The following is a 13198-nucleotide window of genomic DNA, read 5'->3' as shown; positions in this document are numbered from 1 at the left end:
TGAAGCGCAGCGTAACCCGGGATCTGAGATCCAATATTCCCGGGTTACGCTGCGCTTCACCCAGGCTACGTTTATAAGAAGTTAATTAAGGTAAATTAATGAACAAAAAAGAACTTCCTGATGAGCGCGGACATTTCGGTCCTTATGGTGGCATTTTTGTAGCAGATACTTTGATGCATGCATTGAAGCAATTGGCAGAAGCTTATGCGACTTATCGAAAAGATCCTGATTTTTTGGCTGAGCTGAATGCTGAATTAAAAGATTATGTAGGTCGTCCTAACCCTCTTTATCATGCGCGACGTTTAAGTAAGGAAATTGGTGGAGCGCAAATCTACTTAAAACGAGAGGATTTGAATCATACTGGGGCGCACAAAATTAATAATACCGTAGGCCAGGCACTACTTGCCAAGCGTATGGGGAAAACGAGGGTAATTGCCGAAACAGGTGCAGGTCAGCATGGAGTGGCTTCAGCAACGGTAGCTGCTAAATTAGGCCTGGAATGTGTCGTGTACATGGGGGCTGAAGATATAAAACGACAATCATCCAATGTTTATCGCATGAAATTGTTGGGTGCAGAAGTTGTTCCTGTCACATCAGGATCACGAACATTAAAAGATGCGTTAAATGAAGCCATGCGAGATTGGGTAAGTAATGTGGACAATACTTTTTATATTATTGGTACCGTTGCAGGTCCTCATCCTTACCCGCAGATGGTGCGGGATTTTCAATCCATCATTGGCGTTGAAGCAAGGGCGCAATTTTTAGAAAAGACAGGACATCTTCCTGATGCATTGGTTGCTTGCGTAGGTGGCGGCTCTAACGCAATTGGTTTATTTTATCCTTTTCTGAATGATTCCACAGTTGCTATCTACGGCGTAGAGGCGGGAGGAAAAGGCTTGGAAAGTGGTGAGCATTCTGCTTCGTTGATTGCTGGAACCCCAGGGGTTTTACATGGTAATCGAACTTATTTACTCTGTGATGAATACGGTCAAATTAAAGATACTCATTCAGTCTCAGCAGGTCTTGATTACCCTGGAGTAGGACCTGAGCATGCCTATTTAAAAGATACCGGACGTGTGGTTTATGAAGCAATTAATGATGATGAAGCATTAGATGCATTTCGTACCTTAACACGAATAGAAGGAATTATTCCAGCACTTGAATCAAGCCATGCAGTTGCCTATGCAATGAAACTCGCTAAAAAAATGTCAGTGAAGCAAAATATTATTGTGAATTTATCAGGTCGTGGTGATAAAGACATGCATACTGTGGCACAAATTGATGGGATTACTGTATGAACCGAATTGACAAAACTTTAATGCGTCTGAAAGCTAATGGCAAAAAAATGCTAAGTCCCTATATTACTGCGGGAGATCCTTCTCCAGAAATTACAGTCAAACTCATGCATGAATTGGTTAAAGCTGGAGCAGACATTTTAGAATTAGGTATCCCATTCTCTGATCCTATGGCGGAAGGTCCGGTGATTCAAAGGGCGATGGAGCGTGCACTTGCTCATGATGTGCATTGTCAAACTGTATTAGATATGGTGAAGGATTTTCGTTTGCAAGATAAAGAAACTCCAGTTGTTATAATGGGCTACTTAAATCCCATTGAACATTTTGGTTATGAACTTTTTGCGCAACATGCAGTAGAAGCCGGTGTAGATGGAACTATTCTGGTGGATTTGCCACCGGAAGAAAGTGAAGAGGTAGCTAAAGTCTGGCATAAACATGGTTTATACAGTATCTTTTTGTGTTCGCCTACGACCTCAGATGAGCGAATGGCATTAATTAACCAATATGCCAAGGGATATTTGTACTATGTGTCTTTAAAAGGCGTTACTGGCTCTAATGCACTGGATATTTCGTCTTTAAAATCACAATATCAACTTCGAAAAGCGCAAACTACGCTTCCTTTAATGGTCGGTTTTGGTATAAAAACATCGGAAATGGCTGCGAAGGTTGCTCGTTTTGCAGATGGTGTGATTGTGGGGGCTGCTCTGATCACGCGGATTCTGGAGGCGTACAATGCAAATAGTGATATGTTGCAGGCCGGAGCGGACTTAATGTACTCCATGCGACATGCTATGGATAATAATTTAAAATAATAAGCAATAGGTCATGTCAATCTTCTTCCTTCCAATTTACGGAAATTTAGAATAAAAAGGGCCTAATGCAAATTAAATATAAAAGTTTTTGGATAAAGCTCAAGGTGGATCCTGGTAATTTGGTACGTAAAAATGGATGAATCCAGGTCATCTTTACCTTTATCCAGATTAGTAATAAATAGTGACGGAAAGATCGAATGATAGAATTAACTGAAAAACGAGCACATTTTATAAGACAACTGATTACTGAGGAACTGGCAAGTGGCAAACATAAGTCTGTAGTGACTCGTTTTCCTCCAGAACCTAATGGATATTTACATGTAGGACATGCCAAGTCTATATGCCTGAACTTTGGTTTGGCGCAAGAGTTTGGCGGTATTTGTTATTTACGTTTTGATGATACAAATCCTATAAAAGAAGAGGAAGAATACGTTAACGCTATTATTGAAGATGTGCGCTGGCTGGGTTTTGAATGGTATGAAATGACTCATTCTTCGGATTATTATCATGAGCTTTATGAGTTTGCAGTATTGTTAATTAAAAAAGATCTGGCTTATGTGGATAGTTTGAGTATGGAGGAGATTCGTGCTTATCGAGGAACTTTGCAAGAACCTGGAAAGGAGAGCCCTTACAGAAATAGGCCAATAGAAGAAAGTTTGGATTTATTTACTCGCATGAAAGCAGGAGAGTTTCCTGATGGCGCTCATGTGTTGCGAGCAAAAATTGACATGCAATCAGGTAATTTGAATATGCGAGATCCTGTAATCTATCGTATTCGACACGCATCTCACCAACGTACAGGTGATGAATGGTGTATTTATCCTATGTATGACTATGCACATCCTATTTCTGATGCTTTGGAAAAAATTACTCATTCTTTATGTACATTGGAATTTCAAGATCACCGACCTTTATATGATTGGTGTATTGACAATTTGCCTTTACCTGCAAAACCAATACAAACTGAGTTTGCACGTTTGAATTTATCGCATACAGTTACTTCAAAACGCAAACTGCGAACATTAGTGGAAAAAAAGGCAGTATCTGGATGGGACGATCCACGAATGCCTACTTTACGTGGTATGCGTAAACGCGGTTATCCTCCTGCAGCGATTCGTCAATTTTGTGAAGTAATAGGAATATCACGTAGTGATTCCGTGATTGATATGTCTATATTAGAAGAATGTGTCCGTGCTGAACTAAATAAAACAGCGAAACGCGCTTTATGTGTTATGGATCCATTGAAAGTAGTCATAGAAAATTACCCTGAAGATAAAGTAGAAATATTAAAGCCTGCTTATAACCCACAAGATCCAGATTCAGGCACACGAGATTTACCATTTACACGAGAAATATTTATCGAGCGCTCTGATTTTATGGAAGAACCACCCAAAAAATATTTTCGTTTATCGCCTGGTGCTGAAGTACGTTTACGCCATTCTTATGTGATTAAATGTCATGATGTGGTACATGATGAACAAGGCAATATCATTGAGTTGCGTTGTACCTATGATGAAAAAACTTTGGGTAAGAATCCGGAGGACAGGAAGGTTAAAGGGGTCATTCATTGGGTATCTTGTGAACAAGCCTATCCGGTGACCGTGTTGGAGTATGATCGTCTATTTAATGATCCTAATCCGGGCAGTGAAGATGATTTCTTCCAGTTTTTAAACCATAATTCATTGCAAATAAAGCAAGGATATTGTGAGCCTGCTCTAGTAAATCAACAATTAGACGACGTGTTTCAGTTTGAACGGTTGGGATATTATTGTGTTAATGAGTTAAAAGATGGGCGTGTTAACGCATTTCATCGTGTAGTGGACTTGAAAGACACTTGGGGAAAACTGGAGTCTGTTGACAAGTCACCAAAAGAGTAGAATTGTCAATGTACTAAGGTCTGTTTACAATGCGCTAGATTAAACAGGCCTAAGCTAAGGGGCAGATATGTTGCATTTATATAATTCTTTAACTAGAACAAAAGAACCATTTGTTTCCATTGTGCCTGGAAAAATTGGTATCTATGTTTGTGGTATCACTGTATATGATCATTGTCATATAGGTCATGCTCGCTCTATGGTATCTTTTGACGTTATTGTTCGTTACTTGCGCTCACAAGGTTATGATGTGAAATATGTACGTAATATTACCGATATTGACGATAAAATAATTGCACGTGCACATGAGCGTGCAATACCCATAGATGAATTGACTGCCCAGTATATTGCAGCAATGAATGAGGATACAAAAGCGTTAAATATTTTATCTCCTGATGTAGAACCACGTGCTACAGAACATATAAGCAGCATTATTCGGTTAATTGAGCGATTGCTCGAAAAGGGAAATGCCTATCTTAGTGAAAATGGGGATGTATGTTATCAAGTTGATTCTTTTGCCGACTATGGCAAATTATCGCATAAAGATCTGGAAGGTCTTGTCGCTGGTGCTCGCGTTGAAATTGTTAAAGAAAAACGTTCCCCATTGGATTTTGTTTTATGGAAAAAGGCAAAACCAGGTGAGCCCAGTTGGCCCTCTCCTTGGGGTGAAGGACGTCCAGGCTGGCATATTGAATGCTCTGCAATGGCAATGAGTGAATTAGGTGAGCAATTCGATATTCATGGGGGAGGATTGGATTTACAATTTCCGCATCATGAGAATGAGATCGCTCAAAGTGAGGCGGCTACGGAAAAACCTTTTGCAAATTACTGGTTGCATGTAGGAATGCTGCAAGTTAATAATGAAAAAATGTCAAAATCATTAGGTAATTTTTTCACTATTGCCGATGTTTTAGCCAAACATCATCCGGAAGTTGTGCGTTATTTTCTTTTAAGTAGTCATTATCGTAGTTCATTAAATTATTCTGAAGAAAATTTAGCTAATGCTAAAAAAGCGTTGACTCGTTTATATCAGACCATAAAAGACAGCCATATCATTACGAATAATGAATTAGATAATCATTGGATTAATGAATTTAACCAAGCAATGAATGATGATTTTAATACTCCAATTGCGTTATCTGTTCTATTTCAGCTTAGTCATGAAGTAAATAAAAAGAATTCACCCGTTTTAGTGAATACATTAAAGTACTTAGCCAGCACCATGGGCCTTTTGCAAGAAGATCCTGCATCATTTTTACAAGCAGGGTTTGCAGAAGAAGACAGAGTAGCAATTGATCAATTAATCGCCGAGCGACTTCAAGCACGCGCTGATCGGGATTGGGAACGCGCGGACCAAATAAGAGCAGACTTATTAAGTCGTGGAATCGAGTTAGAAGATGGAGTGAACGGTACCACTTGGCGTAGGGTAGAATAGGGCATTTATTTATTCTTCTCGGTTATAACCCGGGTTCAACGCAGCAAAACCCGGGAATTTTTTTGCTTGGATATTTAAGTCCAAAGATTTACGATCTTATGTCAACCAGTAGCTATGCTTTCTTTTTTCTATACAAGCTCTCGATCTCATCTATTATAACTTCAGTGTCAATTGGGAACTAAATAATTTTCCAAAAAGACTTTGCTGTCTAAGTATCTTATTATCTCTATGTTCTGCTCTTTCCCTGCACGAATTGCAGTAAGGGCAAGAAGTACTATTTAACCCAACATTTTTGGTGTATCTCAACGTTTACTATCCTGTGAACAGTATGGGGCAAGGAAGTGTAATATTGTTTTCAATTCCCGCATGATTACTTTATAATCATGCCGATTATTTTTAATAACCAGTTCAAGATCCACTTTTATATAATGTAGTTGTGAAACGTTTAATTTTTTTAATATTATTTTTTTCTGCTGTGGGTTATGCAGAAATAGCTGATTCGGTCTTAGATAACTATAAAGCAAATCTTTATAAGTTGCCTATAGTGAAACAAGAGCACTTTTCAATAAGAATGTACCGAATCACAGGCGATAAAGAGCATCTGCATTCGGTTATTGATTATGTGTATTTTTTAAGTAATAAATATCAATATCTTTTTTCAAGTTTTGATCAGCCAGAGCTCATCCTTAAAAAGTCGAATAATTTATTATTAGATGCTAACCAAAATCCCTCACAAAAATACAAGTTACGTATCAAAAAAATATCACAATATGGTGATTTATTTTTTTATCTTTATTTATTAGAGATAACCAATAAAATTTTTTCCTATCATTTGGAAAATACTTCTCTGTTTCCGCAAACTAATACAGCTATTGATGTATTAAAGACTCAAATTGCTCGGCTGGAGGAGTTTATCTTAGATGAGGAAAACATTAAGATTTATGGCGCTCAATTAGTTAATTACGTTTATTATTTACATGATTTACACATTATTGATTTAAGAAAATCCTATACCAAACTATTTCAGCAAACTTTTCCGGATTATATGGATAGTCAACTATCCGAGTTGGAATATGAAGCAAAAATTTATGGTATGACCCATTTTATTACTGCAGCGAGTCATTATTATCAAAACTCAGTTAGTGACGAAGCTTTTCTCTGGATAAGCGAATATTTTGAGCGCAATATGCAACAAATAATAGAGCGGGCCGAAAATGATGTTATTGCTGAAGTAGGGGTTTGTTTATTGTTATTAAATAAAAAAGATTCTCCAGCAATTAAAAAAATAAGGGAGCATCTAGAAACAGTGTATAACGCGCAACATCAGATGATTCCTACTCGCACGAGTTCAGTAGATTTTATATTTGGTGAGCATCGTAATATTCTTACAGTAATGCTTTTTAAATGGCCAGAAAAACTTATGGATGGTCCTTTCTTTACAGAAGAATTAAGTTTAATGCGTTGATGTTCCTTTTTTGCCTAGTGAAGATGGGCAAAAATGTGGGTAAGTAAATATAGAATGTATATGAAAGAATTTTGAATACGCTTATGGCGAGTAATGGTTATACTTAGGCTCCAGTTTTAAGATCTTTGTTCGGAAATACCTTTATCTACTAATAGTGGACTCTTATCTTTCTTTGTTAGAACCGAATTTTTTTTACTACGAAATAGAAAAATAATGATTAAAAAAAACAGTAATAAGAGAGCCATCCAACCCATAAGATAAAAGCAATCATCAAGGGCTAAAGCAGTAGCCTGTCGCGTAAGATAGAAATTTAATTGAGCCGAAGCGTGTTTTCCCTGAATATGTAATAATTTTGCTTTTTCTAGAAATTGCTGTGTTTCCTGGGAAAATGCAGTTAATTTGCTTCCTAAGCGATGATGATAAAATACTTCTCGTCTATGCCATAAAATAAGAAATAGAGCCACTCCTAATCCACTGCCAAGCAAGCGTGAAACATGAAAGAAGCCTATGCATTCGGCAAGTTTCGTTTCAGGATGAGTTTGTACTGATAATTGAAAGAGGGGAGATAAAAACAGCGCAAGCCCAATACCGGCTAATCCACGCGAAAATGCAATTCGATTAAAATTGATATCTACATTAAAGTATGTGGTATAGAAACAGGAAATGGCAAAAAAGAGCAAAGCAATGATTAAGGGAAAGAATGGTTCATATTGTCTCTTATTGATGAATACGGGTATCCATCCACAGAATGCCATTGTTCCTATGATGAGGGCAATCCAATCAGGAGTGTAATTAACATAAAGCTTTAGCCACAAAGACAACAAGATTACCATGCCAAAATAGAGGGCAAAAAATAATGCGATGTAGATCATTGCGAGTGAAAAATAAAAATTTTTAAGTAATTTCAAATCAATGACGGGATGTGGGGCTGACCAACTGCGTAAAACAAAAAAAATAAGACTGATTACACCAAAAACAAGCAAAAAAGTAATTAAAGAAGAACGAAACCAATCTAACTCCTGGCCAGTAGTTAAAGCAGGTCCAATAAAAATCATGCTGATGCAATAGTAAAAATATCCAAGTTTATCAAAATATGTTTTTTTTACGGGTTCATGATATTTTCTGTAACCATAGCCAACATACAGAATTAAAAAGATACATAAAGGGATGTTAGAGAAAAAAAGGAATCGCCAATGGTAGCTGTAAGCAATCCAAGCACCATATGATGCACCGATTACGGGAATGATGGAAAGACAAATCAATACTAAAGATACAATATAGACTTTATCTTTATTGGAAGAGAGTAAGGGAATAAGCGTACATGTAATAAGAAGAAACATTGGTCCTGAAGCAAAACCTTCTAAAAACCTGAATAATATAAATGTAAAGAAATCACTCGCAGTAGCACATCCCAATGAACATAATGCGGTCAGGCTGAGACAGACTACAAAAAGTTGAATAGGACTTAATCGTGTTACTCCGGGTTTTCCTAAAGGTACTCCTAAGAGATTGCCAATACAAAAAAAACTGACCGTATACGAAGTCATATAGGGACTTCCGCCCAGATCACTTACAATATACAGACCTGCCATAATTGGTAAGGTAAGATTGAAGATTACTGCAGCAAGTGATAAGAGTAAAATATAGAGAATCATTGTTTGTTCATCTCATTTAAGTCGATCTTATTTAAAACTAGAGGTGAATTGGCATACTTCTTAAGATTAGGATCCAAATTACTCTTAATAATCTCTGCTATAAGCTTTTCATCGCCTGTTTCTTCTTTTTGGAAAATATCAGTAACATAATGTGGTGAGCCAGAAGTTGAGGTGGGCACTAAGGGGCCATTTTGATCGGAAAGATCTGTAGTTACTTCTAAAGAAAGGCCAATTCGCAGAGGATGTTTTATTAGTTCATCCTGTACTAGAGCAATCCGCACTGGTAATCTTTGAACGATTTTAATCCAGTTTCCTGAGAGGTTTTCAGGCGGTAATAATGAAAAAACATTCCCTGCACCTCCTGGCAAGCCGACAATTTTTCCGTGAAATACAACATCAGAACCATAAAGATCAGAAGTTAACTTAACGCTTTGTCCAATGCGCACTTTTTTCAGCTGGGTTTCTTTATAATTGGCATTTACCCATATTTGATCCAGGGGAATAATAGACATAAGTGGTTCTTTAGGAGAAATCCACATACCTACTTGAATTGTTCTTTGTGCTACCAATCCGTCTACGGGCGCATAAATTTTAGTTCGATATAATTGTACCCACGCATCGCGTACTTCTTGCGCAGCTGCCTGTACCCAGGGATGCTCAGTAATGGACGTGCCTTGTACAAAAGCGAGCATTTTTTGATATTTATTCTTAGTACTTTTTAATGAGGCAATGGATGCTTTTAGATCATCTTGCGCATTTTGATAATCTTCTAAAGAAACTCCTTTAGCGCCAATGACATCATGACGATGTTTAAGGTTTTGTTGTGCTTTTAAAAGTTGCGCTTTTTTCATTTCAATGTCTGCAGCCAATATAAACACATCATGAAATGCCTGGGATACATCACGCACTGTACTGGCAAGTTTCTTCTTAGCTTTTTCCAAAGCTATGTGTGAATCTGTTTCATTTAATGTAACAAGGAGTTGTCCTTTTTTTACTAAAAAACTATCGTCAGTATAGATACCTGTAACGAATCCTGGGCGCAAGGATTTGATGTAGACCTGATTCCCTTGTACATAGGCATCATTGGTATAAACTTGCTGGCTCCATACAAAAAGCCAATACAAAAAAAAGAAAATAAATAAAACGATAAGAATGACGGCAAAATAAAAAGAGGCAGATCTTTGTTTCATGAGTGTTTCACCAAGGGTATCGTATTTTGATAGTAACCTCCTCCCAATGCTTTGTTTAATTTTATAGAGGCTAAATATTGGTTATAGAGTAGAGTAACATCTACAAGCTCTTTTTGAATGACTTCTTCTTGTAAAAAATAAAGATCAAATAAACTGTCTAAGCCTTTTTGTTGGCGCAAGTAACTTAATTGGTAACGCTGTTTCGCATATTCCACCACTTTTTTTTGTTCTATTTTTTGCTGATAGATATCCCCAGCAAAAGCTAAGACATCAAGAACTTCTTGAGTACTGTATAAGAGCAAATTATTGTATGCGTCAATCGCTGCATCAAATTGTGCCTTGGTTGCTTTGATATTAGCACGGATCGCTCCTGCAGTGAAAATAGGTAATTGCAATGCAGGTCTAATTGCCGCAGTACCACTCGATAAATCAAAAAACTTTCGCCAACTTGTGCTTTCCAAACCAATCAGACCAATGAGATTGATATCAGGATAATATTCTGCCATTGCTGCTCCTGTTTTATAGGCTAAAGCTTTAGCACGCCAAATTTGCGCCATAAGATCAGGTCTGCGGGCTAAGAAATCCAATGGCAGTATTTGGGGAATGTTCAGCGTTTTGGGCAGCGGGGAGAGGGTGGAATGAGTCAATAGAGAATCATCTGGTCCACGTCCTGCTAAAGTATTAATCAAGTGTTTATTGGTAGTCAATTCATCTGTAATGCTTGATAATAATTTTTGGGATTCAAGTAATTTTTCTGAAGTTTCTAATGCAGGTAATTTTGAAGAAAGTCCTTTGTGTACCAATAAATTTTGTAATTTTGCAATTTTTTGTCGTACTTCAATTAACTGTGTATATAATTTTTTTCTTATAAGATTTGTTTTATAAGCAAAATAAGCTTGTGCAATTGCGGTACTTGTAATCAGCTCTACTTCAGCAGCTTCCGCCTCTTGAACTTTTGCTTCTCCTAACGCGGCATAAAAAAGATTACGGTTTTTTCCCCAAAAATCAAATTCATAAGTAAAAGAAAGAGAAAGATCCAAGAGTCTGGCACTTAAAGGAAAATTAGGATTGAATGCGCGATATAAACCGTTTTTACTTACATATTGCCGATTTTCATGTGCATTAAAAAAAACTAAAGGGGCTAATAGCGAGCGTGTAACAACTGCCCGCTGTTTAGCAATTTCAATACGTTTTTTGATTTCGTGAATTGAAGGATTGTTAGCTAAAGCTTCTGTAACTAAAGTGTTGAGCTCAGGGCTGTTATAAGATAACCACCATTGTCTGTTTGGCCATTTTCCTTTAGAAAAAATCTCTTTTTTTTGTAAGCTCTTTTTAATGGAATGCTCCATGCTTGGAACAGTTTTTATATTTTTAACCTGGCTTTGCTGAGGTAGAGAAACAGTACAGGAGACTAATGTATATATGCTGAAACAAATAAATCCTTTGATCCAAAGCTGCATAACACTTCCTTTTATTTGCCAACACTTCTTAATCATTAAAAGCAACTTTATTCCATATTATCATAAGATGTTTTTTAGGGCATTGAAGCTATTTTATATAGTAACCATTAACATTTGATTTTCATAGGAATTTTCTATCTATTAATAAGAAAACAAATTTTTAGCAAAAACTGAAACTTTCCAGTTTACATCGCTATCTTTAGGAAAGAAATTCTACTTATGAGAAAACTCCTTCCAACCATGCTAACGGTGATAAATTTTCATGCAGTGCAAGAGGAATGGATTGCAGATTTAGTAGTTGGGGAATTTCTCAAGTTTTTGAGTTTTCTTCAAGCGCTGTTTTACATCAATCGCTCGAAATAAAAATCATGCACGTTTTAGATGGGTTGCATTTCTATGTCATTTCCAAAATGCGTATCATTTTTAGATATTAAATTTGATACTTTTCCAATGAACTTGCTGCTTGATACCGTTTGTGATTCTTTTTGATGTAATTCCCCTTGCAGTATTTTTATATTTAATCACTAACCTTGGGTTGTTACACGAAGAATTTCAGCCAGTGACGTATCACCAGCGAGTACTCGCTTAAATCCGTCATCACGAATACTGGGTGTGGCAGGGCGTAAATAATTTTCCATCGCTTGCAAATTTTCATGGCGATGAATCATTCCTCTTAGCGTTTCATCTACAGTAATCAGTTCATAAATTCCTGTTCTTCCTTTATAGCCTAAGTGATTGCAGAAGTCGCAACCTTTGGGTTCAAAAACTTTTGATATATCTGTGTCTGCTGTGAGTCCCATAAGTTCTTTTTCGTCGTCTCTTAATTGATGTGGTGTTTTGCATTGAGGGCATAGTTTTCTCACCAATCGTTGTGCGATAAGTCCAACGATACTTGAAGATAAGAGAAAAGATTCAACTCCCATATCGCGTAAACGAGTAAGTGCACCTAGTGCACTGTTTGTATGTAAGGTTGACAATACCAAGTGTCCTGTAAGACTGGCTTGAACTGCAATTTCAGCAGTTTCCAAATCACGAATTTCTCCTATCATGACTACATCGGGATCTTGTCTGAGAATTGCTCTTAAACCCTTGGCAAAGGTCATTTGTACCTTGGTATTAACCTGTGTTTGTCCAATACCTTCAAGATCATACTCTATGGGATCTTCGATCGTTAAAATATTACGTGTGACTTCATTTAGCTCAGTTAACATAGCGTATAAAGAAGTAGTTTTCCCGGAACCGGTTGGTCCAGTAACCAAAATAATGCCATGCGGCTCTGCGATCATTTTTCGCATGGCTTTTACTGTGGGTTGTGGCATGCCTAATAGGTTTAAATCCAATTGTGCAGCTTGTTTATCCAAAATCCTCAAAACTACACGTTCGCCATGGTTTGAGGGAAGGGTTGAAACCCGAACGTCAATATTATGACCGCCAATGCGTAGTGAAATACGACCATCTTGTGGAATGCGTTTTTCTGCAATATCCAGTTTGGCCATAACTTTGACTCTAGAAATGACTAAGGGGGCTATGGCGCGCTGAATTTCTAAAACCTCATGTAAAACACCATCAATACGATTGCGTACTAATACTCTATCTTCATAAGTTTCAATATGAATATCAGAGGCTTTTTGTTTTATTGCTTGAGTAAATAATGCATTTAATAAACGGATTATTGGCGCATCATCCTGATTTTCTAACAAATCTTCACTTACTGGCAATTGACTTGCCAGCAATGAGAGATCCATATCTTCTTCCATGCCCCCGGCAGCTTCTAATATCGATGATTTAGATTGATACACGTGTGCTAAATGTTGTTGAAAGGCTGATTCATCAACCTGTTTAAGAGTAAAGTCACATTGTAATAAACGTTTTATCTCTGCAAGGGCTTGTAGTGATGTATCAGGTAAATAATAAACAAGGGCATGGTTATCGCTCATTTCATTCGCAACAACAATCCCATGGTTTTTCGCAAAGCTGTATGGGATTTTCAGTAGTTTCTCTTCGTTTTCCAT

Annotated in this window: 9 protein-coding genes; 5 read left to right on the top strand and 4 right to left on the bottom strand. The window is 37.2% G+C overall.

From position 1 onward, the window contains the following. Positions 1-98: 98 nt before the first annotated feature. The 5 genes from trpB (at position 99) to A8O27_RS06175 (ending at position 6881) form a co-directional block, all read left to right on the top strand. On the top strand, positions 99-1298 hold the full coding sequence (gene trpB, locus A8O27_RS06195) for a tryptophan synthase subunit beta (RefSeq protein WP_058459233.1): 1200 nt from the start codon (positions 99-101) through the stop codon (positions 1296-1298). Further along, entirely contained in the window at positions 1295-2107 is an 813-nt protein-coding gene (trpA, locus tag A8O27_RS06190) for a tryptophan synthase subunit alpha (RefSeq protein ID WP_058459234.1), read from the top strand. The genes trpB and trpA overlap by 4 nt, the downstream gene beginning before the upstream one ends. Before the next feature lie 197 nt (positions 2108-2304). Further along, positions 2305-3984 carry a glutamine--tRNA ligase/YqeY domain fusion protein gene (locus A8O27_RS06185; protein ID WP_058459235.1) on the top strand — a complete coding sequence of 560 codons (1680 nt, stop codon included), beginning with the start codon at positions 2305-2307 and terminating at the stop codon, positions 3982-3984. A gap of 67 nt (positions 3985-4051) precedes the next feature. Next, positions 4052-5416: a cysteine--tRNA ligase gene (cysS, locus tag A8O27_RS06180; RefSeq protein WP_058459236.1), complete on the top strand. Its 1365-nt coding sequence runs from the start codon at positions 4052-4054 to the stop codon at positions 5414-5416. A gap of 436 nt (positions 5417-5852) precedes the next feature. Next, a complete protein-coding gene (locus A8O27_RS06175) occupies positions 5853-6881 on the top strand; it encodes a DUF3541 domain-containing protein (RefSeq protein WP_058459237.1) in 1029 nt (342 codons plus the stop codon). A 116-nt stretch (positions 6882-6997) separates the two neighbouring features. Here A8O27_RS06175 and A8O27_RS06170 read toward each other — a convergent pair whose 3' ends face one another. The 4 genes from A8O27_RS06170 to lspE form a co-directional block, all read right to left on the bottom strand. Continuing rightward, positions 6998-8536 carry an MFS transporter gene (locus tag A8O27_RS06170; protein WP_058459238.1) on the bottom strand — a complete coding sequence of 513 codons (1539 nt, stop codon included), beginning with the start codon at positions 8534-8536 and terminating at the stop codon, positions 6998-7000. Continuing rightward, positions 8533-9726 carry an HlyD family secretion protein gene (locus tag A8O27_RS06165; protein ID WP_058459239.1) on the bottom strand — a complete coding sequence of 398 codons (1194 nt, stop codon included), beginning with the start codon at positions 9724-9726 and terminating at the stop codon, positions 8533-8535. The genes A8O27_RS06170 and A8O27_RS06165 overlap by 4 nt, the downstream gene beginning before the upstream one ends. Further along, a complete protein-coding gene (locus tag A8O27_RS06160; RefSeq protein WP_058459240.1) occupies positions 9723-11186 on the bottom strand; it encodes an efflux transporter outer membrane subunit in 1464 nt (487 codons plus the stop codon). The genes A8O27_RS06165 and A8O27_RS06160 overlap by 4 nt, the downstream gene beginning before the upstream one ends. Positions 11187-11710: 524 nt before the next feature. Next, positions 11711-13198 (bottom strand): GspE family T2SS ATPase variant LspE, encoded by a 1488-nt coding sequence (lspE, locus tag A8O27_RS06155; protein ID WP_058459241.1) that lies wholly within the window; start codon positions 13196-13198, stop codon positions 11711-11713.

This window comes from Legionella bozemanae (assembly GCF_001648595.1).
Lineage (GTDB): Bacteria > Pseudomonadota > Gammaproteobacteria > Legionellales > Legionellaceae > Legionella > Legionella bozemanae.
Note: the sequence above shows the minus strand (reverse complement) of the source record. Positions and strands in the feature narration are given on the sequence as shown.